Origin of the sequence: Pantoea sp. BS_8, assembly GCF_041954965.1 — a bacterium.
Classification (GTDB): domain Bacteria; phylum Pseudomonadota; class Gammaproteobacteria; order Enterobacterales; family Enterobacteriaceae; genus Pantoea; species Pantoea stewartii.
The window spans coordinates 591,988-615,697 of record NZ_JAVAXU010000001.1; the positions used below are offsets into that span (position 1 = coordinate 591,988).

The window sequence follows — 23,710 nt, forward strand, 5'->3', positions numbered from 1 at the left end:
TTCAAGGAGTGTACATGTCTATCACGGCAAGCTCGTTATACCGTGACACAGGAAATTTTTTTCGTCATCAACTGATTACCCTGGTGCTGATGTCACTGTTGACCGCGTTTGTCACAGTGATGCTTTTACATGCGTTCACACCGGGTGACGATCAAATGGCGATCCTGCAGCAAGGCGATATCAGCAGTGCCTCGCTGTTTGAAATGGTGCAGAGCATGTCGCCCGAACAGCAGCAGGTTCTGCTGCGTGCGTCTGCTGCGGGTACTTTTGCAGGCCTTGTCGGCAATACGCTGCTGTTGGGCGGTATGCTGTGCCTGATTCCGCTGGTATCGTCTGGCCAGCGCGTGAGCGCGCTGCGTGCCATTGGTACAGCCGCGCCTTTATTACCGAAACTGCTGCTGCTGACCTTTTTGATCACCCTGGTCGCCCAACTGGGTTTTATGGTTCTGGTGGTGCCTGGCGTGCTGCTTACCATCGTGCTCTCGTTGTCGCCAATCATTCTGGCAAATGAAAAACTGGGCGTTATCGCCGCCATGCGCGCCAGCATGCGCATGGCCTGGAAAAACGTCAGACTGATTGCGCCAGCCATTATTCTGTGGCTGCTGGCAAAACTGGCAGTGATGTTTTTCTTTACCTCGTTAGTGGTGCTGCCGATGAACGTGTCGACGGTGATTTTCACCGCTATCGGGAATCTGATTTCAACCCTGTTAGTAATTTACCTGTACCGGCTTTATATGCTGTTACGTTGATTGTCCGTGCGCCTTCGGGCGCACTGGCCGGGAATACCGCCTTAACTGGAATGACTATGAAGCAGTTACTCGACTTTCTTCCCCTTGTGGTTTTCTTTATTTTTTATAAGTTGTACGACATCTTCGTCGCCTCAGGAGCCCTGGTTGTCGCGACCGGCCTGGCGCTGGTGGCAAGCTGGGTGCTCTATCGCAAGCTTGAAAAAATGACCATTTTTACGTTTGTGCTGGTGGCGGTGTTTGGCACGCTCACCCTGGTTTTCCATAATGATGAATTTATTAAATGGAAAGTCACGGTGATCTACAGCCTGTTTGCGCTGGCGTTACTGTTCAGCCAGTGGTTTATGAAACAGCCGTTAATTCAGACCATGTTGGGAAAAGAGCTGGAGTTACCCAACACCGTATGGCGCAATCTGAATATTGCCTGGGCCCTCTTCTTTTTATTGTGTGGTCTGGCGAATATCTATGTGGCATTTTGGTTACCTCAGTCAGTCTGGGTTAACTTTAAAGTGTTTGGGCTGACCGGCCTGACGCTACTCTTTACCTTACTGAGTGGGCTCTATATCTGGCGTAAAATGCCGCAACAACAGCAAAAATAAACCTGCTGCCCGTCTGTGCGGGCAGACTTTCTTTCATTCATTACATAAGAAAACAACACAATGGACGAAAAACATAAATTGCCCCAGGGCGAAATGGTCATGCGGACGCTCGCGATGCCTGCGGATACTAACGCAAACGGCGACATCTTCGGTGGCTGGTTAATGTCGCAAATGGATATGGGCGGTGCCATTCTGGCAAAAGAAATCGCCGAGGGCCGTGTCGTCACCGTCAGAGTGGATGGCATGACCTTTTTAAAACCCGTCGCGGTCGGCGATGTTGTCAGTTGCTACGCACAGTGCATTCGCACAGGCAACAGCTCAATGACGATCAATGTGCAGGTATGGATTAAGAAAGTGTCGTCTGAGCCTATTGGTCAGACCTATTGCGCAACCGAAGCGGTCTTTATTTATGTTGCGGTGGACAATGAAGGCCATCCCCGTCAGTTGCCTGCGGGACGGGATAATCAGTCAGCCCCTGCCTGAGTGCGGTTCAGCCTGACATCGCAGACAGGCTGAATCTGAACCGGACCCGGGCGGGTCCGGGCCCGCTTAGCCGACTTCACGTTGCTGAAACGCCTCACAAGCCTTATTCAAGGCTGGCCCCGCCGTTAATTTTAAACACAATATTCATCGTCAGACCGGTACCGGGCTTACCGCTCTGATAGCGCCACGAACGCATGGCCTGTTTGACGCTGCGCTCAAACATGTTGCGCGGTTCCGCAGACAGAATATCGATGTTGTCGACCCGTCCGTCACTGTCCACATCAAATTTCACTCTGACACGGCCTTCTACTCGCAGGGCCGCCGCGCGTGGCGGATAGGCTGGCTTGCTGATATTCAGCGCTTTTGGGCCGGTTGAGGCCGTCTGCGCAGGTGTCGCTGACGGTGTGGCTTTCGGCGCTGTCGCAGGCTTAGTCTGTGTTGCAGGCGCATCCTGCTTAAAGGGGTTGGCCTGGGGCTTCGCTTCCTCACGCGGTTTTACTTCGCGTTTTGGCTGTGTATGTTTGGGCTGGTGCCGCGGTCTGGGTTTTGGCTCAGGTTTGGGTTCCGGTTTGGGAATCGGCACTGGCTCAGCTTTAGGCGGTTCCGGAGCGGGTTTCGGCTCGGCCACAGGCTCAGGGGCTGGCTGGGGGTCCGGTTGCGGTGTCGGTTGTGTGATTGCGGGTTCAGGCTGAACCTCGGGCGCGACCATTGTCACACTGATTGGCTGGGATGCTTTGGGCAGTTCTCGGGTTTGATGAAAAGACGCATAGAGAATACCGGCAATGACTGCACCATGGAGCACAACGGACAACATCATGGCGACAGGCGTGCGTTTCGGTAAAGGCATAGTCAGCGTGGTCATAACAATCGCAGTTATCAAATGAAGCCCAGATTTTAAATGCAAATAGCAATCAGTTTCAATAATCACCTTAGTGCCGGGAGAAAAAAGCCCCTTTAGCCCATTATGCTCAGCACGTTATTGACGCAAGGTTTCGTTTGCACTCTACTTAACTATCCCTTACCGTGTTGCAAAATTTATAGAGTCAATGGGAGCGCCCTAGTGCTTTACGTCATTTATGCTGAAGATAACGCCGATTCTCTGGAAAAACGCAACGCGGTGCGCCCCGCTCACCTTGCGCGTCTGAAGCTGCTGCATGAAGAAGGCCGTTTGATCGTTGCAGGCCCCATGCCTGCGGTTGACAGTAACGATCCTGGCGTAGCCGGTTTCACCGGCTCCACGGTGATTGCAGAGTTCCCGTCACTGGAAACGGCCCAGGCCTGGGCAGCGGACGATCCCTATATTGCGGCGGGTGTTTACAAACACGTCAGCGTCAAGCCGTTTAAGCGGGTTTTCTGAGCCCGCCGACAACACTGACGCTTCTACAGAGATAGTCTGAATGCATGCCATTATCATGGCCCTGCTGCTGGTCATCACCCTGCTTGTGGGTGGCGCGTTGTATCTGTGGCGAAAGCACGGCTGGCGAAACAAAAAGCACCTGATCGTCATGCTGATTGTACTGGCGGCAGCCGTCCAGTTGGTTAACGTCAACTTATTGATGACCGGACAGTAATTTAACAGCCGCTTCGCGCGGCTGCGTCATCAGAGATTTTGTGTGATAAACAGAATGGAACGACGTTGCTGTTGCGCCAGTTGATGGCGAATCCCGTGGATGCGTTTATAGCGGCGTGACTGCCCTTCCAGCCAGCGCGAACGTCGACGCTGCACCTGACGCAACATTCTCCAGCGGGCCACTTCGTTTCTGCTTCGTCTCATAACTTCCTCTCTGACATCTGACTCACGCGCACGCATTATAGAGATCTCTGCGCTAATGCCAAATCGGATCTCGCATTGACATACCACGATGATTAAGGGTTTCACTCCCTACCATCTCCACGTAAACTTCTCAGATTCAAGCGCGAACAGGATGTCCACTTAATGACGACGTTTTATACGCTTATCAGTTGGTTATTGGTATTTGGTTACTGGTTATTGATTGCGGGTATTACCCTGCGCATTCTGATGAAGCGACGAGCCGTAACCTCGGCAATGGCATGGCTGCTGATTATTTTTATTCTGCCACTGGTTGGCATTATTGCTTATCTGTCGTTTGGTGAATTGCATCTGGGTAAACGCCGGGCTGAACGCGCGCGAACGATGTGGCCCTCTACCGCCCGCTGGCTGAATGATCTTAAAAAGCGTACCGAAATCTTTGCCACCGATTACAGCGATGTCGCGCAGGCGTTATTTCAGTTATGCAACAACCGTCAGGGCATCGCAGGGGTAAAAGGGAATCAGTTACAGCTGTTGACCAGTTCGGACGATGTAATGAAAGCCCTCATCAGGGATATTCAGCTGGCCCGGCACAATATTGAGATGGTGTTTTATATCTGGAATCCGGGCGGACTGGCGGATGAAGTCGCCGAATCCCTGATGGCCGCGTCGCGGCGCGGTGTTCACTGCCGCCTTATGCTGGATTCCGCAGGGAGCGTCGCCTTCTTCCGCAGCCCGTGGGTCGGGATGATGCGTAATGCGGGTATTGATGTGGTTGAGGCGCTACAGGTCAGCCTGCTACGTGTCTTTCTGCGTCGTATGGATTTACGTCAGCATCGCAAAATGGTGCTGATTGATAACTATATTGCCTATACCGGCAGCATGAATCTGGTGGACCCGCGCTTTTTTAAACAGGACGCGGGCGTGGGTCAGTGGGTCGATCTGATGGCGCGTATGGAAGGGCCGGTATCAACCGCCATGGGGATCGTTTACAGCTGTGACTGGGAAATTGAGACCGGCAAGCGTATTCTGCCCCCACCGCCCGACCGCAATATTATGCCGTTCGAACAGGAAAGTGGTCATACCGTTCAGGTGATCGCTTCCGGTCCCGGTTTTCCCGAGGATTTAATTCATCAGGCGTTGCTTACGGCGGTCTACTCTGCCCGCGAACAGCTGATCATGACCACGCCTTATCTGGTGCCCAGTGACGATCTGCTGCATGCCATCTGCACGGCTGCGCTACGTGGCGTCAATGTGAGTCTGGTGGTTCCCCGGCACAACGACTCTCTGCTGGTAAGCTGGGCCAGCCGCTCGTTTTTTAGTGAGCTGCTTGAGGCCGGCGTTAAGATCTACCAGTTTGAAGATGGCCTGCTGCATACCAAAAGCGTGCTGGTCGATGGTCAGTTGAGTTTAGTGGGGACCGTAAATCTCGATATGCGCAGCTTATGGCTGAATTTCGAAATCACACTCGCCGTCGATGATGCCGGATTTGGCAGCGATTTGGCCTGCGTCCAGGACGACTATATTGCCCGTTCGCGTCTGCTTGACGCCAGACGGTGGGCAAAACGTGCCTGGTGGAAGCGGATTGTCGAACGACTGTTTTACTTCTTTAGTCCTTTACTGTAAAACGAGCGAAATTACGAACCGCCCTCAGATAAACGGGACCGAAAATGGATCTGAACAACCGCCTGACAGAAGACGAAACGCTGGAACAGGCCTACGACATTTTTCTTGAACTGGCAGGTGACAACCTTGACCCTGCTGACATTATTCTTTTCAATCTGCAGTTTGAAGAGCGTGGCGGCGCAGAACTGTTTGATCCGGGCGAAGACTGGCAGGAGCACGTGGACTTCGATTTGAACCCCGACTTTTTCTCTGAAGTGGTCATTGGTCTGGGCGAAGCAGACGGCGAACCTATTACCGATGTGTTTGCGCGCGTACTGCTGTGTCGGGAAAAAGATCACAAGCTGTGCCATATTTTGTGGCGTGAGTAGTCCTCACCTCGTAACGAAAACGCCGGGCAACAGCCCGGCGTTTTGGTTTAAAGCGGATCCACCTTCAGGCAGGACACCGCATGGCGGAAGCTGCCTTCGAGCAGCGGCCGCGTTTTGGCGCATTCCGGTCCGGCAATCGGGCAGCGGGTGCGGAAAACGCACCCGGATGGCGGATTGATCGGCGACGGTAACTCCCCTTCCAGCAACTGAATCTGCTTATTTTTTTCCAGATCCGGATCGGGAATCGGTACGGCTGACATCAGCGCTTTGGTATAAGGATGCTGCGGATGGGTATACACCTCATCGTAGGTGCCCAGCTCCACCGCGTGCCCCAGATACATCACCAGTACGCGATCCGAGATATGCTTCACCACCGCCAGGTCGTGGGCGATAAAGATCAGCGACAGCCCCATTTCTCGCTGCAGTTGCTGTAGCAGGTTGACCACCTGCGCCTGAATGGACACATCCAGTGCAGAGACCGGTTCATCACAGATGATCAGTTTAGGCTCAAGAATCAATGCACGCGCAATGCCGATACGCTGACACTGACCGCCTGAAAACTCGTGCGGATACCGGTTAATCAGGTTAGGCAACAAGCCCACTTTCATCATCATCGTTTTGACGCGATCTTTGATGTCCTGGCGAGAAAGCTCAGGGTGATAGGTACGTAAGGGCTCGGCGATAATATCGCCGATGGTCATGCGCGGGTTAAGCGAGGCCAGCGGATCCTGAAATATCATCTGGATATCGCTACGCGCCTTACGCCACTCTTCCTCACTCTGCCCCAGCAGGTTACGGCCAAGCCAGGTGACACGGCCTTCCGTGGCTTTCACTAACCCGATAATCGCACGTGCCAGCGTGGATTTACCGCAGCCGGATTCGCCCACCACACCCAGCGTTTCTCCTTCGTACAGGCGCAGACTGACGCCATCCACGGCCTTCAGCGTTTTTGGCGGCTGCCAGAACCACTGCTTGTCATCCTTGATGTCGAAATGAACTTTCAGATCGGCAATTTCGAGTAGGACTTTTTTTTCTGCCAGGCTCATACGAGTTCCTCCACCGGCTTAAAGCAGGCGCGTAAGCGCCCTTCTGCAAACGGTAACAGCGGCGGTGCTTTGGAACAGATATCCATGGCATGCGGACAGCGCGGCTGGAACGGACAACCCTGCGGCAGACGCAGCAGGTTTGGTGGATTACCCGGAATGGTGGTCAGGCTTTCACCTTCTGCATCCAGTCTAGGCACCGCATTCAGGAGACCAATCGAGTAGGGGTGAGCCGGCTGATAAAACACATCGCGCGCGCGACCGTATTCCATGGTGCGGCCTGCATACATCACCAGCACTTTATCGCAGATCCCCGCCACCACGCCCAGATCGTGGGTAATCATGATGATCGCCGTATTGAACTCGCGCTTTAGCTCATTCAGCAGCGTCATAATCTGCGCCTGCACCGTAACATCCAGCGCGGTCGTCGGTTCATCCGCAATCAGCAGCTTAGGCCGGCACAGGAGCGCCATCGCGATCATCACGCGCTGACGCATCCCGCCCGAAAACTCATGTGGGTACATCTTCATGCGTTTGCGGGCTTCAGGCATTTTTACCGCGTCCAGCATTTTCACTGACTCTTCAAAGGCCTGAGCGCTGCTCATGCCTTTGTGCAGTTTCAGCACTTCCATTAACTGTTCGCCGACCCGCATATACGGATTCAGTGATGTCATGGGATCCTGAAAAATCATCGCGATTTGTTCAGCGCGCAGCCGGTTTAACTGTTTTTCCGGCAGATTAAGAATCTCTTTACCGTTGAACAACGCAGAGCCGCCAATGCGGCCATTGCTGGCCAGCAGGCCCATCAGCGCAAACGCGGTTTGCGATTTACCCGAGCCTGACTCACCGACAATGCCCAGGGTTTCCCCGGCTCGCAGTGAGAAATTGAGATCGTTCACGGCGGTGACATCACCGTCATGGGTGCCGAACGTAACACGTAAGTCTTTCACTTCAAGCAACAGGTCGCTTCCCGCGCGTGCAGCCTGAGCAGGCTGAAATTCATGAATAGTCATCGGGAAACTCCTTAACGATCTTTGGGGTCGAGGGCATCACGCAGGCCATCGCCAATAAAGTTAAAACAGAACAGCGTGACCACCAGGAAAATGGCCGGGAACAGCAACAGCCACGGCGAAACTTCCATGGAGTTAGCCCCATCGCTCAACAGCGCCCCCCAGCTACTCAGCGGCTCCTGGGTGCCCAGACCGAGAAAGCTCAGGAATGATTCGAACAGAATCATGCTGGGTACCAGCAGCGAGGCGTAAACCACCACCACGCCCAGCACGTTAGGCACGATATGGCGCGTCACGATTTTCCAGGTCGAAACGCCGCCAACATGCGCCGCTTCAATAAACTCTTTGCGCTTCAGGCTCAGAGTTTGTCCACGCACGATACGCGCCATGTCCAGCCACGACACCATACCGATAGCAGCAAAAATCAGCAGGATGTTACGGCCAAAGAAGGTGACCAACAGAATGACGAAAAACATAAACGGGAAGGAGTTAAGGATTTCCAGAATACGCATCATCACGGAGTCGATTTTTCCGCCAAGGTAACCGGCAATGGAACCGTAGAGCGTTCCCACCACCACGGCGATCAGCGCGGCGGCAATGCCCACCATCAACGAAATACGACCACCAATAGCGACGCGCACCAGCAGATCACGCCCCGACGAGTCGGTGCCAAACCAGTGTCCGGACGTGGTATCTGGCGGCGATGACATCATTCCCCAGTCGGTATCGAAATAGGAGAACGGTGACAACATGGGCGCGAAAATTACAAACAGCGTGATTAACATCAGCACCATCAGGCTGATTAACGCGGCCCGGTTATGAATAAAACGGCGACGGGCATCCTGCCACAGGCTACGCCCTTCGACTTCCAGTTTTTCACTGAATGCATCAAGAGCTTCGCTATTTTTCTTACTTAACATCATGGCGAACTCCAGAATCAGTAGCGAATTTTCGGGTCGATAACGGCATAGAGCACATCGACGATCGCGTTAAACAGAATGGTCAACAGCCCCACCAGAATCGTCAGGCTCAGTACCAGCGAGTAGTCACGGTTAAGCGCGCCGTTGACAAACAGCTGACCGATACCGGGCAGTCCGTAAATAGATTCAATCACCATAGAGCCAGTAATAATGCCCACAAATGCCGGCCCCATATAGGAAATAACCGGCAACAGTGCTGGCTTGAGCGCGTGACGTAAAACGATACGACGTAACGGCAACCCTTTGGCTCGCGCGGTACGGATAAAGTTGGAATGCATCACCTCAATCATCGAGCCACGAGTGATACGCGCGATACTGGCAATGTAAGCCAGGGATAACGCCACCATCGGCAGCAGCATATAGTTCCACTGTCCACCGTTCCAGCCGCCACCCGGCAGCCATTTCAGCGTAATGGCGAAAATCAGGACTAACAGCGGGGCAACCACAAAACTCGGTATGACCACGCCGGTCATTGCCACCCCCATGACGACGTAATCCCACAGGGTGTTTTGCTTCAGCGCGGCGATAACCCCTGCCGTCACGCCCAGTACCACGGCCAGGATAAAGGCAGCCAGCCCCAGTTTGGCCGACACCGGAAAGGCATGACCAACCAGGTAGTTCACCGAATAGTCTTTATATTTAAACGAGGGGCCAAAGTCGCCATGGGCCAGTTGAATCAGGTAATCAACATATTGCTTGCCAATGGGATCGTTGAGGTGATATTTCGCCTCGATATTCGCCATCACCTCTGGCGACAGCGTACGCTCACCCGTGAACGGACTGCCGGGGGCCAGTCGCATCATAAAGAAGGAGATAGTAATAAGGACGAAAAGCGTCGGGATGGCTTCAAGTAACCGACGCAAAATGAATTTTAACATTGCCGTACCTACCAGGCTGGTGCTTCACATTGCATTAAAAAATACAGGCGGCGCTCATGGCGCCGCCGCTGTTCTTGGTGTTCTGTTAGTGCTTAATGATGTACAGGTTTCTGTCTGCGACGTTATCCAGCGGATCTTTACCGGTATAACCACCGACATACGGTTTCACCAGACGGGTGTTCACGTAGTAGTACAATGGCACGATGGCAGAGTCTTTATCCAGCTGCTGCTCAGCTTTTTCATAGTCAGCCGACCGGGCTTTATCATCGGTTGTGGCCAGGGCATCTTTCATCAGCTTGTCGAAGGCCGGGCTCTTGTAGTGCGCGGTGTTGTTACTGCTGTCAGACAGCATGGTATTCAGGAACGACGTCGGTTCGTTATAGTCTGCACACCAGCCTGCACGTGCAACGTCGAAGTTGCCCTGATGACGCGTATCCAGGAAGGTTTTCCACTCCTGGTTCTCCAGCTTCACTTTCACACCCAGATTTTTGGCCCAAATCGACGAGGCGGCAATGGCCAGTTTTTTATGCAGATCGGAGGTGTTGTACAGGAGCGTAAACGTTAACGGTTTTTCTGCCGTGTAACCGGCTTCAGCCAGCAGCTTTTTGGCTTCAGCATTACGTTTTTCCTGTGACCAGGTAAACCACTCTGGCTTCACCAGCTCCATACCATCTGTTGCAGGTGGCGTGTAGCTGTAGGCTGGCTTCTGGCCCTGCGCCAGCACTTTATCCACGATAATGTCGCGGTCGATACCCAGTTTCAATGCGGCACGTACGCGCGGATCGGTGAAAGGCGCTTTCTGGTTATTAATTTCGTAATAGTAGGTGCACAGATAAGGGTCAACATGCAGCTCTTTACCGTTGTCACGCTGTAATTTTTTGAACAGCTCAATCGGCAGATTGTTATAGGTCATGTCACTGCCGTTATCAGAGAAGTAACGGTTAACATCACTGACTTCTGACGAAATGGGCAGGAAGGTGACTTTGTTCAGAACGGTATGCGCGTTATCCCAGTAATCAGGGTTGCGCACAACGGTAATACGTTCGTTAATGACGTGAGATTCCAGCTTAAAGGCACCGTTGCTGACGATATTTTCAGGCTGGGTCCACTTATCACCGAATTTCTCAATAACCGCTTTGTTTACCGGCGACATTGAGGAGTGAATCAGTAATTTATAGAAATACGGAACCGGCTCGCTCAGGGTCACTTGCAGCGTATGATCGTCAAGCGCCTTCACACCCAAATCTGTTGGCGGTTTCTTACCGGCGATAATATCGTCAACGTTGGCCAGGTGACCGTATTGCAGATAGCTGGCATAAGGAGACGCGGTTTTCGGATCGGCCAGACGCTGCCAGCTGTAAACGAAATCCTGAGCAGTCACCGGCTCACCGTTTGACCATTTGGCATTTTTGCGCAGATGGAAGGTCCAGACTTTAAAGTCTTTATTATCCCAGCTCTCTGCCACGCCAGGAATCGGATGGCCGTTGGTATCGCTGATCACCAGTCCTTCAAACAGGTCACGGCTGACGTTCGATTCCGGTACGCCTTCAATTTTGTGCGGATCCAGCGACTGAACCTCGCTACCGTTTCCTTTTACCAGCTCTTGCTTCGCGGCCAGCTCAACCCCGGCAGGAACCGTGGCGGCGATAACGCTGTTGGCTGTGAGCGCACTCATCGCTGCAAAGACGCTGGCAGCAATCAGGGTTTTCTTCGTGATGTTGTTCATTCTTAACTCCAGTTTTTTTATTTTCACCGAGGGTGTTTGCGACCTCAGTGTTCCCCGTATTCGGGCCCCGGTGTTTTCACCTGGGGAGCATTGACCCTGTAGCGTGGTCAGCACGGTAACGCCCTTCCCTGCTGTGCCGCCGGATAAGCGCGTTATCAGTGTTGTTTAATGAAATAATATTTCAGATCTGTCATGTCCTGCGGATCGTGGCCGGTGAACCCGCCAACCCAGGGTTTAACCAGCCTCACGCTGACGCGGTAGTAAACTGGCACAATTGCCGAGTCTTTGTCGAGTTGTGTTTCAGCCTGCTGATACAATGCCGCGCGGTCAGCATCCTTTGTGACGCTTAGCGTGTCTGCCATCAGCCGATCAAAGGCCGCACTACGATAAAACGCGGTATTGGTCGACGACTGACTCAGGAACATATTCAGGAAAGTAGAGGGCTCGTTATAATCCGCGCACCATGTGGCCCGCACCACGTCATACTGTGCCTGATGACGCGTTTCCAGCAGCGTTTTCCATTCCTGATTTTGTAAGGTGACCTGCGCCCCGAGGTTGCGTTGCCACATTGACGCTGCAGCAATCGCCTGGGTTTTATTTTGATCGGAGGTGTTATAGAGCAGCGTAAAACGCAAAGGATTTTTACTGTCGAAACCCGCTTCCGCCAGCAGTTTCTTTGCCGCCTCATTGCGCTGCGACTGGGACCAGGTCATCCATTCCGGTGTGGCTAACGCCGCCCCATTGGTATAGGGCGGTGTAAAACTGTAAGCCGGAATCTGGCCCTGTCCCATAATCTTTTTGGCGATAATGTCGCGGTCCAGCGTCATCTTTATAGCCGAGCGCACGCGCGCATCAGTAAAAGGCGGCTTTTTGTTGTTGATTTCATAATAAAACGTACACAACAAGGGGCTGACTTTGACTTCGTCGCCGATGTCCTTACGCAGCTTCGCGAACATATTGGGCGGGATGGCGCTGTTGGTCATATCCAGGCCACCGCTGCGATAGCGGTTGATGTCGCTGTTCTCAGAACTGATCGGCAGAAACGTCCCCTGCTCAATCACGGTTTGCGCGTTGTTCCAGTAAAGCGGATTGCGCTTCAGGACAATTTTTTCGTTGACGACCCAGTCACTTAAGGTATAAGCACCATTACCAACATAATGCCCGGGTTGAGTCCATGCCTCGCCCCACTTCTGGATAGCGGGCGCATACACGGGTTTCATGGCCGTATGCGCCAGCATGGCAATCAGATAGGGAACGGGCTCTGTTAAAGTGACCTGTAAATGGTGATCGTCAATCGCTTTTACGCCCAGTTGGTCTGGTGCCGCTTTACCCGCAATGATCTCGTCGGCATTGGCAATATGCGCCGCCTGCAGATAACTGGTGTAAGGAGATGCAGTTTTCGGATCGGCCAGGCGTCGCCAGCTGTAAACAAAATCGTTAGCCGTTACCGGTTCGCCATTGCTCCATTTTGCATCGTTGCGCAGCGTGAAGGTCCAGATTTTTCCTTGCTGATTTTCCCAGCTCTCAGCCACACCGGGGACAACCTTACCGTTATTATCTGTATTAACCAGCCCGTCCAGCAGATTCAGGATAATATTGGATTCCGGCACACCTTCCGTCTTATGCGGGTCAAGCGAGGCCACTTCGGAGCCATTGTTAATGACAATTTGCTGCTGTGGCGATAAGGTCACGCCGGCGGGTACGCTGGCCGCACAGACGGGTAAAGCAGTCATCACACCTAGTGCCAGACAAGACCAATATTGCTGAGCGTTCATTTACCACACCTTGTTGACCTGCCCGTTTTTATTCTGCAATCCCGTCTGCATCAAGAAAAAAATCTTGCTATTTCGACCTTCGGGAAAACATGCTCAATGCGCCGAAAATTAGCAGAAGCTGAATGACGGCGCCAAAACTAAATAGTTAAAATGTTATCTGTTTCTCTTTTATCATGAGATTTTTCCCAGTGGAAGTGTTAATTTTTAGCCTAAAAATACATTAACCTACTGAATTATAAAAATATTCATAGATTTGATGCTATTCTAACCAGAATATTACATTCACCGATTTTGACTGCGTTGTTGTAGCGTCATTCTTTCCCGATGTGCCATTTAAAAAGGCATTAATGGGCCTTTACCAGCATTAATCATGCCAACATGCATCGTCAAAGCAGAATATAAGGTGAGATTGATGACAGGAAGGCCAGGCGCGTACTATCGGGACGCGCACTGAGTATTAGGGAAAGTGATAACCCGGAGAGGATATACAGCGGTGCAAATAATTGCCCGTTTAGAGTGCAATATTGTGTCGTATTGCACTCTTTTGATGCCTGTCTTTTTATGCTTGTTAAAATAAGTGGGTATTCAGCTTACCAGCCCTGGAAAAATCGCTTTAATGCCTGTTACCACAAATTCGATGCCCAGCGCCATTAACAGCAGCCCCATGATACGGGTGATGACGTTGATGCCCGTTTGCCCCAGTACTCTGACCATAATAGGGGCGGCACGAAACAGTAACCAACAACTGAAGGCAAAAATGGCCACTGCCACGGTAAATCCCAGCAGATTTAACCAACTGTGATAGCGCGTACTCCAGACGATAGTTGAGCTGATTGCGCCGGGCCCGGCCATCAGCGGTAAAGCCAGCGGAACAACGCCAATACTTTCGCGAATCGCGGTTTCTGTTTTTTCCTGCTTGTTTTGTTTATCTTCGCCCAGCTTTCCGCTGATCATCGACATCGCTATCGTGACAACCAGAATGCCCCCGGCAATACGGAAAGAATCAATTGAGATGCCAAACACATGCAGAATGGCATCCCCTAAAAACAGCGACGTCCAGAGAATAATGGCCACAGCAAGGTTTGCGGTGAGATTCGTTTTATTACGTTCTGCCACGCCCTGATAACGCGTCATGCTGATAAACACCGGAATGATGCCAATGGGATTCACCAGTGCAAACAGGCCTACGAAAAACTTGATATAGCCAGAAAGATCTAACAGCGCAGGATTCACGGTTCACTCCACATCCCAGATGAAAAACGCGCCTAATGTAAGGTAAAAACGCCGCGCACGCCAGTTGAAGCGAGAGTTATTTATTCTGTTAATTTACTTACAGTTTAGGGCGTTAAACCAGCCATTCCACAATGGCTGGCAGATGTTACTTTTGTTACCGCTTTTAACCTCATCGCCCTCCCCCTCATGAACCGCAGGCTGAAAGGTGTCAGCTGTGGTTTAAATTGATTTGGATCATCATTGCTGTCCCCTAAACCCGATACTCTTTTGTTGTCAGCCACGATACCACCGGAGAAAAAGAATTCTTTTAGTAAACAACTGAAAAACCGCACTTTCATGCTCCGTGATTGAGCGGTTTTTACCCTGGCTATACTTTCCGTTCAGGCTTGTTTCCTAAAAAAGTTTAACTTCCTCAGGAGATCACAATGGCCGTTACTAATGTCGCTGAACTCAATGCACTGGTTGAACGGGTAAAAAAAGCCCAGCAAGCTTTCGCCAGTTTTTCTCAACAACAAGTCGATGCTATTTTCCGCGCAGCCGCACTGGCCGCTGCTGATGCCCGTATTCCCTTAGCGAAGATGGCGGTCGCAGAATCGGGCATGGGCATTGTCGAAGACAAAGTCATCAAAAATCATTTTGCGTCCGAATATATTTATAACGCCTATAAGGATGATAAAACCTGCGGCGTACTGGAAACCGATGATACCTTTGGCACCATTACGATTGCCGAACCCATCGGCCTGATTTGTGGGATCGTCCCGACCACCAACCCCACCTCTACCGCCATCTTCAAAGCTCTGATCAGTCTTAAAACCCGCAACGGTATTATCTTCTCGCCGCATCCTCGCGCCAAAGATGCCACCAATAAAGCCGCCGATATTGTGCTGCAGGCCGCGATTGCTGCTGGCGCCCCTAAAGACATTATCGGCTGGATCGATGCGCCCTCTGTTGAGCTGTCGAATCAGCTGATGCACCACCCGGACATCAATCTGATTCTTGCCACAGGTGGACCGGGCATGGTGAAAGCCGCTTACAGTTCCGGCAAACCGGCTATTGGTGTCGGTGCCGGGAATACACCTGTCGTGATTGATGAAACGGCAGATGTTAAACGCGCGGTGGCGTCCATACTGATGTCGAAAACGTTTGATAACGGCGTGATTTGTGCCTCAGAGCAGTCCGTTATTGTTGTCGATGCAATCTACGATGCCGTTCGGGCACGTTTCGCCGGTCATGGTGGCTACCTGCTGCAGGGCCATGAACTTCAGGCGGTTCAGAATATTATCCTGAAAAATGGCGGCCTCAACGCCGCGATTGTGGGCCAGCCCGCAGTAAAAATTGCTGAGATGGCGGGCATTACGGTACCAACCGATACCAAAATTCTGATTGGTGAAGTTGAACGGGTCGACGAATCCGAACCTTTTGCCCATGAAAAACTGTCGCCAACGCTGGCGATGTACCGGGCTAAAGATTACGAAGACGCCGTCAGTAAAGCGGAAAAACTGGTCGCCATGGGCGGCATTGGCCACACCTCCTGCCTGTACACGGATCAGGATAACCAGTCCGCACGTGTCCACTATTTTGGCGACAAAATGAAAACGGCCCGTATCCTGATTAATACCCCCGCTTCTCAGGGTGGGATTGGCGATTTATATAACTTCAAACTCGCGCCTTCGTTGACGCTGGGTTGTGGCTCCTGGGGAGGTAACTCAATTTCCGAAAACGTCGGACCTAAGCATCTGATCAATAAGAAAACCGTCGCCAAGCGAGCTGAAAATATGTTGTGGCATAAACTTCCGAAATCTATCTATTTCCGTCGTGGGTCATTGCCTGTCGCCTTAGAAGAGGTCGCTACCGACGGCGCGAAACGTGCATTTGTTGTGACTGACCGCTTCCTGTTCAATAACGGCTATGCCGACCAGGTTACCCGCGTCCTGAAATCCCACGGTATTGAAACGGAAGTGTTCTTCGAGGTCGAAGCAGACCCAACACTGAGCATTGTTCGCAAAGGCGCAGAGCAAATGCATAGCTTTAAACCCGATGTGATCATTGCGCTGGGCGGCGGCTCGCCAATGGATGCGGCGAAAATCATGTGGGTGATGTATGAGCATCCCGAAACCCACTTTGAAGAGCTGGCATTGCGCTTTATGGATATTCGTAAACGTATCTATAAGTTCCCGAAAATGGGCGTCAAAGCCCGCATGGTAGCCATCACCACTACCTCCGGCACCGGTTCAGAAGTGACCCCGTTTGCGGTGGTCACGGATGATGCCACCGGTCAAAAATATCCGCTGGCAGATTATGCACTGACCCCGGATATGGCCATTGTGGATGCGAACCTCGTAATGGATATGCCGCGTTCACTCTGCGCCTTTGGCGGTCTGGATGCGGTTACCCATGCACTGGAAGCCTATGTTTCCGTTCTGGCGAATGAGTATTCTGATGGTCAGGCACTGCAGGCGCTTAAGTTGCTGAAAGAGAACCTGCCCGCCAGTTATGCCGAAGGCGCCAAAAATCCGGTTGCGCGTGAACGTGTGCACAATGCCGCCACCATCGCCGGTATTGCCTTTGCCAACGCCTTCCTCGGCGTATGTCACTCGATGGCCCATAAACTGGGTTCCGAGTTCCATATTCCCCACGGACTGGCTAACTCTCTGCTGATTTCCAACGTCATTCGTTATAACGCAAATGACAACCCGACCAAACAGACTGCATTCAGTCAGTATGATCGTCCACAGGCGCGTCGTCGCTATGCGGAAATCGCCGATCATCTTGGTTTGACCGCCACAGGCGATCGTACTGCCCAGAAAATTGAGAAACTGCTGGTCTGGCTGGATGAAATTAAAACGGAACTGGGTATTCCCGCCTCGATTCGTGAAGCTGGCGTGCAGGAAGCGGATTTTCTGGCGAAAGTGGACAAACTGGCTGAGGATGCGTTCGACGATCAGTGTACCGGTGCTAACCCACGTTATCCGTTAATTGCTGAACTGAAACAGATCATGCTGGACAGTTACTACGGCCGCAAATTTGTTGAGCCTTATGCCCAGGTTGAACAGCCCCTGAATCAACCTATCAGCGATATCAAAGCCGCTAAAAAGGTTAAAAAAGCCTAATCAGGAACAAGCCCGTTAGTGCGGGTGCGCCATCCCCCTTGTGGCTCGGTCACAAGGGGGTTTTTTATGGCTGTTGAGGATAAGCAGGCTGTTTGCCCGCTGTCAGTGAATGTGAAATAGTGCAATCGCTATCACACACGAACAGACCGACTCCCAGGTCGCCATAAAGATAAAGAGACGAATGAGGTTCACCAGGAAAGATTTTTGCGACTGCGTGAACCTGAGGTGAGGAACAGGATTACGCGACTGGCGTTTGCGCGCCGTGGATAGCCTGCAAACAGCCCTGCTCAATCGCTTTTTTATAGTGCTTACGGCACACCGAGATATAGCGCTCATTGCCGCCAATCACCACCTGCTCCCCTTCCCGGAAGGGTTTGCCTTCGCTGTCGAGACGCAGCACCATGCCCGCTTTACGTCCGCAATGACATACGGTTTTAAGCTCCACCAGTTTATCGGCCCAGGCCAGCAGATACTGGCTACCGGTAAACAATTCTCCCAGAAAGTCGGTTCTTAACCCATAACACAGCACCGGAATATCCAGATTATCCACCACGTCAGACAAGGCCTTCACCTGTTCCCGTGTCAGAAACTGACTTTCATCCACTAACACACAGTGTACGGGCTGGCGCGCATGCTCTTGTGCAATTTCCACATCCAGCTGGCTTTCGGCATTATAAAGAACGGCCGGTGATGACAAGCCAATGCGTGAACTGACTTTACCGGTACCAAAGCGATTATCAATCTCAGCGGTATAAACCAGGGTCCGCATACCGCGCTCCTGATAATTATAGGAAGACTGCAAAAGCGCGGTTGATTTACCCGCGTTCATTGCCGAATAGTAGAAATAGAGTTGAGCCATTGGCACGGTATCCCAGTGTGGATGAAACAAAATAAGTGCGATTTTACCATATCTGACCGGCAATGCCGTGTTGATTTTCAGCCCGTTACGTTCAGACGAGAGCCAGCGTCGGGTATTGCCTGTCCTGCAACGGCAGCGCATTATTTTTGACTATATGAATATTAAAGACAGTATAGCGTTAAGCTTTATTTTCATTGAACCGTGTCAGGGCTTTATAGGTTGCCGGTTAAACATCAACGTTTCATTGGTCCTTACATCGCGCTTTATCTGGCGGAATTTATAATTTAATAAATTCACCTTTGAACTTTTAAAGCTAAAAATTAATTTAATGTTGAAGTTATTTCCCCCCACCACTACTATTAGCGGGCAGAACAACTCTCCTATTCATTATTCAGAGATCAGGACAATGAGCGAAGCACTAAAAAATCTTAATAATATCCGCACGCTGCGTGCCCAGGCCAGAGAGTGTTCTTTGGAAACACTGGAAGAAATGCTGGAAAAGTTTGAAGTCGTAGTAAATGAACGCCGCGATGAAGCGTCACATTCTAAAGCAGAAACGGAAGAGCGTGCGCGTAAACTTGAGCAATATCGCGATATGCTTTTAGCGGATGGAATCGATCCCAATGAGTTATTCAACGCATTGTCAGAGTCCAAAACGTCTGGCAAAGCCAAACGTGCTGCCCGCCCTGCCAAATATCAGTTTGTTGATGAAAACGGGGAGACCAAAACCTGGACCGGTCAGGGACGTACACCAGCAGCAATCAAAAAAGCCATGGAACAACATGGTAAGCAGTTAGACGACTTTTTGCTGTAAATCCTGGCGTGCTTTAGGCTTTGCTGGCTTCATTTTAGCGACCTGATTACCAATACCAGAAAAAAAAGGAAGCGGTCGCTTCCTTTTTGTTTTCATACCGAATAAAAGTTTCGGTACCAGTCAACAAAACGTCTGACACCTTCATCCACGCCTGTTTGCGGTTTAAAGCCGACAGCGTTAAATAAATCGCTGGTATCTGCGCTGGTAGCTAACACGTCACCGGGTTGCATTGGCATCAGATTTTTATTTGCCGTTACACCTAATGCTTTTTCAATCGCTTCAATATAGCGAATCAGGCTCATCGGCTGACTATTGCCTAAATTGTAAATACGATACGGCGCTGAACTCGACGCGGCAGACCCGCTCTCTACCGTCCAACTTTCATCCGGCTGCGGAATACGATCCTGCAGACGAATAATAGCCTCGACAACATCATCGATATAGGTGAAATCGCGTTGCATTTTACCCTGGTTATAGACGTCAATCGCCTCACCCGCAATCATAGCCCGGGTAAATTTAAACAAGGCCATATCGGGGCGTCCCCAGGGACCGTATACAGTGAAGAAACGTAAACCGGTGGTGGGTAACTGATACAGATGCGAATAGGTGTGCGACATCAGCTCATTGGCTTTTTTGGTCGCGGCATACAACGACACCGGATGATCGACACTGTCTTCCGTAGAGAACGGCAGCTTACTGTTCAGTCCATAAACGGAGCTGGACGACGCATAGAGCAGATGTTCAACACGATGATGACGGCACCCTTCAAGAATATTCAGATGCCCAATAACATTGGCATCCACATACGCATGCGGGTTTTCAAGGGAATAGCGCACACCAGCCTGAGCGGCCAGGTGGATAACGCGCTGAAATTTGTGCTGTTCGAAAAGTGCTGCAATGGCCTGACGGTCGGCCAAATCGGTTTTAACAAACGTAAAAGATGGGTTGTCGCCGATCAAATCAAGACGGGCTTGTTTGAGGCTGACATCATAATAGTCATTCAGGTTGTCAATACCGACAACCTGGTGACCGGCGGCCAACAGGCGTTGGCTCACATGGAAGCCAATAAAGCCTGCTGCGCCGGTTACCAGAAAATTCATAAATCCCTCATTAATCACACAGCCTGGATGGACGCTCCGCGGCCAATAGCGTAATAAACGAAGCCGCGCTTGCTGAGACGCTCTGGATCATACAGGTTACGTCCATCAAAAATCACGGGTTGTTTCAGTGCATTTTTGATCACGTCGAAGTCAGGGGCACGGAAATTTTGCCACTCAGTGCAAATTACCAGGCCATCTGCGCCCTGTAACGCTGATTCTTTGGTGCCCATCAGCTTCAAATCGTCGCGGTGACCGTAGATGCGTTGTGCTTCATCCATCGCTTCCGGATCGAAAGCCTGTACAGACGCACCTGCTTCCCACAGCGCTTCCATCAATACACGGCTCGATGCTTCACGCATATCGTCGGTATTCGGTTTGAACGACAGTCCCCACAGCGCAAACGTCTTCCCTTTCAGATCGTCACCAAAATGACGTTTGATAAAGGCGGGCAGCTTAGTTTTCTGGCTGTCATTGACGTCTTCCACCGCTTTTAACAGACGTGGTGTATAGCCAATGGATTCCGCCGTACGAATGAGCGCCTGCACATCTTTCGGGAAACAGGAACCGCCATAACCGCAGCCAGGATAGATAAAGTGATAGCCGATACGTGAGTCAGAACCAATCCCCTGGCGCACTTTTTCGATATCCGCACCTAAACGTTCCGCGAGATTGGAAATTTCATTCATAAAGCTGATTTTGGTCGCCAGCATACAGTTGGCAGCGTACTTCGTCAGCTCTGCACTGCGAATATCCATCAGGATCATACGATCGTGGTTACGGTTGAAGGGCTCATAGAGCTCACGCAACAGTTCCACGACAGCATCATTATCCGTGCCGACAACGATGCGCTCGGGACGCATACAGTCAGCAACCGCCGCCCCTTCTTTCAGGAACTCGGGGTTGGATACCACATCAAAGCTGATATTGGCATCACGCGCCTGCAGGGTTTCCGTCATGACCGCACGGACTCTGTCAGCCGTTCCAACCGGTACGGTAGATTTATCGATGACCACTTTATGATCGGTCATATGCTGAGCAATGGTACGTGCCACGGCAGTAACATATTTCAGATCGGCCGAACCATCTTCATCAGGCGGTGTGCCTACGGCGATAAACTGCATCACGCCATGGTTAACGCCCAGTGCAGCATCGGTGCTGAACTTCAGGCGACCGGATTCATAGTTAGACTTAACCAGCGGCGTCAGGCCCGGTTCAAAAATAGGAATCTGACCCTTTTTGAGGTTCTCAACCTTTTTTTCATCGACATCAATACAGAGAACGTCATGTCCGACTTCGGCCAACACCGCAGCCTGAACCAGACCGACATAGCCGATACCAAATACAGTGACTTTCATTACGCTATCCTGTGTTGTAAATTTTTAATCGCTAACGGTTTTATTGAGCCACTCAGAGAACTCTTTGCCCAGCACCGGATGGCGAACACCATATTCGACGAAAGCCTGCATGTATCCCAGTTTGTTACCGCAGTCATGGCTGACCCCTTTCAGGTGGTAAGCTTCAACGGTCTCTTTTTCCATCAGCATGGCGATAGAATCCGTGAGCTGTACTTCACCGCCTGCACCTGGAGGCGTTTTTGCCAGCAGTGGCCAGATATCTGCGGACAGAACATAACGCCCCACCACAGCCAGATTAGAAGGCGCTTCAGACGCTTTTGGTTTCTCAACCACACCGACCATCGGTGCGCTGTCGCCCGGGTTCAGTTCTGCGCCCTTGCAGTCAACAACACCATAAGCGGTTACATCGCTGACAGGCTCAACCATGATCTGGCTGCGGCCAGACTCTTCATAACGGCTCAGCATTTCTGCCAGGTTATCTTTGGTTGGGTTTGATTCATATTCGTCGATGATCACATCAGGCAGGATGACGGCAACAGGCTCATCGCCGACCAGCGGGTGCGCGCACATTACCGCGTGGCCCAGGCCTTTAGCGATGCCCTGACGGACCTGCATGATAGTCACGTGTGGAGGACAGATGGACTGAATTTCATCCAGCAGCTGACGCTTAACGCGTTTTTCCAGCATCGACTCCAGTTCGAAACTGGTATCAAAATGGTTTTCAATGGCGTTCTTAGACGAGTGGGTTACCAGCACAATTTCATTGATACCCGCAGCAATACACTCGTTAACGACATACTGAATTAACGGCTTATCAACCAGCGGTAACATTTCTTTTGGAATCGCTTTCGTCGCAGGAAGCATACGCGTACCCAAACCTGCTACCGGGATTACCGCTTTTTTAACTTTGGTCTTATAGGCAGACATCAAAATACCTCTCTTATAGGCCGTTCAAGTTTTAATGCTTGATATGTCGGTTTAAATTCGGAAATGAGTATATCAGTTACTCGCGAACGGATTTATCCTGGAAGGCATCTATCCGTAGAATTTAAGACTATTACCCAAGTGTAAAGCTAACTTCTGGCACTGTCTTGCGGGTAAGTATAAATTACCCTTCGGTGTTTATTGCTCAGACGATAACATCAGTCGTATACGGCCCCCGGCGCCCCAAATATGGCACTGCCAGTCGTCCGCACGCTGGCTAATCTGGTTAATATGCGTACTGCCCATAGTGCCAAGCGGAACGCCATTACTGAGTTGAATTTGATGGGCCTGAACATGTAATGTGGCATTCAGGCCAGCAGAAACCAGCACCAGGTTTTTTAATCCGCGATGGTAGTATCCAACTAACAGAGGGAACTGTCCGGTTAAATTCGCCTGCCGTAGCAGCAGATTAACCTGTCTGAGTAAACTGCTTAACTCAGGTAATCGCTGTTTCTGTCCTGATAACTGTTCTTGTAATAATCCGTTAAACAGGGCGCGCAATAATAAAGCCGCCAGCACGCCATTGTCGCCCGCACGCGTGACATCGAGACAATAAAAAGCCAAATCTTTGTCAGATAACGCCGCAATATCCAGCACCAGCCCGGGCTGCTCTGCCATGGTTAACTGGCGATAATTTACCCGACAATGGGCAATGCGCTGCTGGACCGGGGGCTGCAGTTCTTTCAGTAATTTTGCCGCAGCGGAAGGATCGCGCACCAATGCATCCCAGTCCTGAAACAGCTGTTCATCTTCCTCGACTTTCGAGGTAAACATCGACGGATAGAGGCATTCGTATACCGCTTCACGGAAACGTTCAAAATTCTTCAGGGGTTTTAGCAACACATCCTGTACGCCCAGACGTAAAACCTGCGCGATGTCGGACATATTTTCGGTCGCGGAAATTATCAGAATGGGCAAGGTATTGCCGTGGCTGCGCAGATGTTCGACAAACTGAATTCCGTTCATGCGCGGCATTTCCAGGTCACAAATCACCAGTTCGACGGCATGTTTATCCAGTTGCGCAATAGCTTCCAGACCATCTTCAGCCTCAACAGTGACAGCCCCCATTGATGTTAAAAACTGGTTTAAAAGCGAACGGAAAACGGCCTCATCTTCGACAATGAGTATCTTTTTGCCGATCAGTGGTTTTTCCATTCCATCCCCCTGCGTACCCGATAAATCAATAGTGGTTCATAAAACGCAGTTGCGCCTTTCAGAATAGACCGAAGTAACATCTGTGCGTGAACAAC

The 23,710-nt window shown here is 51.2% G+C and carries 23 protein-coding genes; 9 read left to right on the plus strand and 14 right to left on the minus strand.

The window, feature by feature from the left end; genetic code table 11:
• Positions 1-14: 14 nt before the first annotated feature.
• The 3 genes from RAC65_RS02715 to yciA are packed head-to-tail and all read left to right on the plus strand — an operon-like array spanning position 15 to position 1,828.
• A complete protein-coding gene (locus RAC65_RS02715) occupies positions 15-749 on the plus strand; it encodes a YciC family protein (RefSeq protein WP_058708082.1) in 735 nt (244 codons plus the stop codon).
• A 56-nt stretch (positions 750-805) separates the two neighbouring features.
• A complete protein-coding gene (locus RAC65_RS02720; protein WP_006119363.1) occupies positions 806-1,345 on the plus strand; it encodes a septation protein A in 540 nt (179 codons plus the stop codon).
• A 60-nt stretch (positions 1,346-1,405) separates the two neighbouring features.
• On the plus strand, positions 1,406-1,828 hold the full coding sequence (gene yciA / locus RAC65_RS02725) for an acyl-CoA thioester hydrolase YciA (RefSeq protein ID WP_033741850.1): 423 nt from the start codon (positions 1,406-1,408) through the stop codon (positions 1,826-1,828).
• A gap of 103 nt (positions 1,829-1,931) precedes the next feature.
• On the opposite strand, the gene tonB is transcribed toward yciA, so the two are convergent.
• Positions 1,932-2,690 carry a TonB system transport protein TonB gene (gene tonB / locus RAC65_RS02730; RefSeq protein ID WP_054633691.1) on the minus strand — a complete coding sequence of 253 codons (759 nt, stop codon included), beginning with the start codon at positions 2,688-2,690 and terminating at the stop codon, positions 1,932-1,934.
• A 198-nt stretch (positions 2,691-2,888) separates the two neighbouring features.
• Between tonB and RAC65_RS02735 the strand changes: the two genes are divergently transcribed.
• Together RAC65_RS02735 and RAC65_RS02740 are read left to right on the plus strand one after the other, a co-directional pair.
• Positions 2,889-3,185, plus strand: a complete 297-nt coding sequence (locus RAC65_RS02735; RefSeq protein ID WP_006119366.1) for a YciI family protein — start codon at positions 2,889-2,891, stop codon at positions 3,183-3,185.
• A 40-nt stretch (positions 3,186-3,225) separates the two neighbouring features.
• Positions 3,226-3,399, plus strand: coding sequence for a hypothetical protein (locus RAC65_RS02740; RefSeq protein WP_006119367.1), 174 nt, complete (start codon positions 3,226-3,228; stop codon positions 3,397-3,399).
• A 29-nt stretch (positions 3,400-3,428) separates the two neighbouring features.
• Here RAC65_RS02740 and RAC65_RS02745 read toward each other — a convergent pair whose 3' ends face one another.
• Complete coding sequence (locus tag RAC65_RS02745; RefSeq protein ID WP_006119368.1) at positions 3,429-3,602, minus strand: YciY family protein; 174 nt, start codon at positions 3,600-3,602, stop codon at positions 3,429-3,431.
• Positions 3,603-3,764: 162 nt separating this feature from the next.
• On the opposite strand from RAC65_RS02745, the gene cls reads away from it, so the two are divergent.
• Both cls and RAC65_RS02755 read left to right on the plus strand, forming a co-directional pair.
• A complete protein-coding gene (gene cls, locus RAC65_RS02750; protein ID WP_033741857.1) occupies positions 3,765-5,225 on the plus strand; it encodes a cardiolipin synthase in 1,461 nt (486 codons plus the stop codon).
• Between the two features lie 44 nt (positions 5,226-5,269).
• Complete coding sequence (locus RAC65_RS02755) at positions 5,270-5,593, plus strand: HI1450 family dsDNA-mimic protein (protein WP_006119371.1); 324 nt, start codon at positions 5,270-5,272, stop codon at positions 5,591-5,593.
• A 47-nt stretch (positions 5,594-5,640) separates the two neighbouring features.
• Here the strand turns inward: RAC65_RS02755 and oppF are convergent, their stop codons facing one another.
• The 7 genes from oppF to RAC65_RS02790 all read right to left on the minus strand — a co-directional run bounded on the left by oppF (position 5,641) and on the right by RAC65_RS02790 (position 14,238).
• Positions 5,641-6,639, minus strand: a complete 999-nt coding sequence (gene oppF, locus RAC65_RS02760; protein ID WP_039343011.1) for a murein tripeptide/oligopeptide ABC transporter ATP binding protein OppF — start codon at positions 6,637-6,639, stop codon at positions 5,641-5,643.
• A complete protein-coding gene (locus tag RAC65_RS02765; RefSeq protein WP_006119374.1) occupies positions 6,636-7,649 on the minus strand; it encodes an ABC transporter ATP-binding protein in 1,014 nt (337 codons plus the stop codon). Before RAC65_RS02765 ends, oppF begins: the two co-directional genes overlap by 4 nt.
• Before the next feature lie 11 nt (positions 7,650-7,660).
• Positions 7,661-8,569, minus strand: a complete 909-nt coding sequence (oppC, locus tag RAC65_RS02770; protein WP_006119376.1) for an oligopeptide ABC transporter permease OppC — start codon at positions 8,567-8,569, stop codon at positions 7,661-7,663.
• Positions 8,570-8,583: 14 nt separating this feature from the next.
• Entirely contained in the window at positions 8,584-9,504 is a 921-nt protein-coding gene (gene oppB / locus RAC65_RS02775) for an oligopeptide ABC transporter permease OppB (protein WP_006119378.1), read from the minus strand.
• Between the two features lie 85 nt (positions 9,505-9,589).
• Positions 9,590-11,230 carry an oligopeptide ABC transporter substrate-binding protein OppA gene (gene oppA / locus RAC65_RS02780; protein ID WP_058701821.1) on the minus strand — a complete coding sequence of 547 codons (1,641 nt, stop codon included), beginning with the start codon at positions 11,228-11,230 and terminating at the stop codon, positions 9,590-9,592.
• Between the two features lie 155 nt (positions 11,231-11,385).
• A complete protein-coding gene (locus RAC65_RS02785) occupies positions 11,386-13,005 on the minus strand; it encodes an ABC transporter substrate-binding protein (RefSeq protein ID WP_375096325.1) in 1,620 nt (539 codons plus the stop codon).
• A gap of 585 nt (positions 13,006-13,590) precedes the next feature.
• Entirely contained in the window at positions 13,591-14,238 is a 648-nt protein-coding gene (locus RAC65_RS02790) for a YchE family NAAT transporter (protein ID WP_006119393.1), read from the minus strand.
• Between the two features lie 425 nt (positions 14,239-14,663).
• On the opposite strand from RAC65_RS02790, the gene adhE reads away from it, so the two are divergent.
• Positions 14,664-17,348 (plus strand): bifunctional acetaldehyde-CoA/alcohol dehydrogenase, encoded by a 2,685-nt coding sequence (gene adhE / locus RAC65_RS02795; RefSeq protein WP_375096326.1) that lies wholly within the window; start codon positions 14,664-14,666, stop codon positions 17,346-17,348.
• A 238-nt stretch (positions 17,349-17,586) separates the two neighbouring features.
• Here adhE and tdk read toward each other — a convergent pair whose 3' ends face one another.
• The gene (tdk, locus tag RAC65_RS02800; protein WP_006119396.1) at positions 17,587-18,207 is read right to left on the minus strand and encodes a thymidine kinase; all 621 of its coding nucleotides are present in this window, start codon (positions 18,205-18,207) and stop codon (positions 17,587-17,589) included.
• A gap of 406 nt (positions 18,208-18,613) precedes the next feature.
• Here tdk and hns point away from each other — a divergent pair, with 406 nt between their 5' ends.
• The gene (hns, locus tag RAC65_RS02805) at positions 18,614-19,021 is read left to right on the plus strand and encodes a histone-like nucleoid-structuring protein H-NS (protein WP_033741865.1); all 408 of its coding nucleotides are present in this window, start codon (positions 18,614-18,616) and stop codon (positions 19,019-19,021) included.
• A 92-nt stretch (positions 19,022-19,113) separates the two neighbouring features.
• On the opposite strand, the gene RAC65_RS02810 is transcribed toward hns, so the two are convergent.
• The 4 genes from RAC65_RS02810 to rssB all read right to left on the minus strand — a co-directional run bounded on the left by RAC65_RS02810 (position 19,114) and on the right by rssB (position 23,615).
• Positions 19,114-20,121 (minus strand): NAD-dependent epimerase, encoded by a 1,008-nt coding sequence (locus tag RAC65_RS02810; RefSeq protein ID WP_006119398.1) that lies wholly within the window; start codon positions 20,119-20,121, stop codon positions 19,114-19,116.
• 14 nt (positions 20,122-20,135) lie between these two features.
• Positions 20,136-21,476 (minus strand): UDP-glucose/GDP-mannose dehydrogenase family protein, encoded by a 1,341-nt coding sequence (locus RAC65_RS02815; RefSeq protein WP_006119399.1) that lies wholly within the window; start codon positions 21,474-21,476, stop codon positions 20,136-20,138.
• A 24-nt stretch (positions 21,477-21,500) separates the two neighbouring features.
• Positions 21,501-22,403, minus strand: coding sequence for a UTP--glucose-1-phosphate uridylyltransferase GalU (gene galU / locus RAC65_RS02820; RefSeq protein ID WP_006119401.1), 903 nt, complete (start codon positions 22,401-22,403; stop codon positions 21,501-21,503).
• A gap of 195 nt (positions 22,404-22,598) precedes the next feature.
• Positions 22,599-23,615 (minus strand): two-component system response regulator RssB, encoded by a 1,017-nt coding sequence (gene rssB, locus RAC65_RS02825; protein ID WP_006119402.1) that lies wholly within the window; start codon positions 23,613-23,615, stop codon positions 22,599-22,601.
• Positions 23,616-23,710 lie beyond the last annotated feature (95 nt).

Bases quoted from the DNA above. Each gene is read 5' to 3' on its own strand.
- RAC65_RS02715 (WP_058708082.1), top strand. From the start codon at position 15: ATGTCTATCACGGCAAGCTCGTTATACCGTGACACAGGAAATTTTTTT.
- RAC65_RS02720 (WP_006119363.1), top strand. From the start codon at position 806: ATGAAGCAGTTACTCGACTTTCTTCCCCTTGTGGTTTTCTTTATTTTT.
- yciA (WP_033741850.1), top strand. From the start codon at position 1,406: ATGGACGAAAAACATAAATTGCCCCAGGGCGAAATGGTCATGCGGACG.
- tonB (WP_054633691.1), bottom strand. From the start codon at position 2,690: ATGACCACGCTGACTATGCCTTTACCGAAACGCACGCCTGTCGCCATG.
- RAC65_RS02740 (WP_006119367.1), top strand. From the start codon at position 3,226: ATGCATGCCATTATCATGGCCCTGCTGCTGGTCATCACCCTGCTTGTG.
- RAC65_RS02745 (WP_006119368.1), bottom strand. From the start codon at position 3,602: ATGAGACGAAGCAGAAACGAAGTGGCCCGCTGGAGAATGTTGCGTCAG.
- cls (WP_033741857.1), top strand. From the start codon at position 3,765: ATGACGACGTTTTATACGCTTATCAGTTGGTTATTGGTATTTGGTTAC.
- RAC65_RS02755 (WP_006119371.1), top strand. From the start codon at position 5,270: ATGGATCTGAACAACCGCCTGACAGAAGACGAAACGCTGGAACAGGCC.
- oppF (WP_039343011.1), bottom strand. From the start codon at position 6,639: ATGAGCCTGGCAGAAAAAAAAGTCCTACTCGAAATTGCCGATCTGAAA.
- RAC65_RS02765 (WP_006119374.1), bottom strand. From the start codon at position 7,649: ATGACTATTCATGAATTTCAGCCTGCTCAGGCTGCACGCGCGGGAAGC.
- oppC (WP_006119376.1), bottom strand. From the start codon at position 8,569: ATGATGTTAAGTAAGAAAAATAGCGAAGCTCTTGATGCATTCAGTGAA.
- oppB (WP_006119378.1), bottom strand. From the start codon at position 9,504: ATGTTAAAATTCATTTTGCGTCGGTTACTTGAAGCCATCCCGACGCTT.
- oppA (WP_058701821.1), bottom strand. From the start codon at position 11,230: ATGAACAACATCACGAAGAAAACCCTGATTGCTGCCAGCGTCTTTGCA.
- RAC65_RS02785 (WP_375096325.1), bottom strand. From the start codon at position 13,005: ATGAACGCTCAGCAATATTGGTCTTGTCTGGCACTAGGTGTGATGACT.
- adhE (WP_375096326.1), top strand. From the start codon at position 14,664: ATGGCCGTTACTAATGTCGCTGAACTCAATGCACTGGTTGAACGGGTA.
- tdk (WP_006119396.1), bottom strand. From the start codon at position 18,207: ATGGCTCAACTCTATTTCTACTATTCGGCAATGAACGCGGGTAAATCA.
- hns (WP_033741865.1), top strand. From the start codon at position 18,614: ATGAGCGAAGCACTAAAAAATCTTAATAATATCCGCACGCTGCGTGCC.
- RAC65_RS02810 (WP_006119398.1), bottom strand. From the start codon at position 20,121: ATGAATTTTCTGGTAACCGGCGCAGCAGGCTTTATTGGCTTCCATGTG.
- RAC65_RS02815 (WP_006119399.1), bottom strand. From the start codon at position 21,476: ATGAAAGTCACTGTATTTGGTATCGGCTATGTCGGTCTGGTTCAGGCT.
- galU (WP_006119401.1), bottom strand. From the start codon at position 22,403: ATGTCTGCCTATAAGACCAAAGTTAAAAAAGCGGTAATCCCGGTAGCA.
- rssB (WP_006119402.1), bottom strand. From the start codon at position 23,615: ATGGAAAAACCACTGATCGGCAAAAAGATACTCATTGTCGAAGATGAG.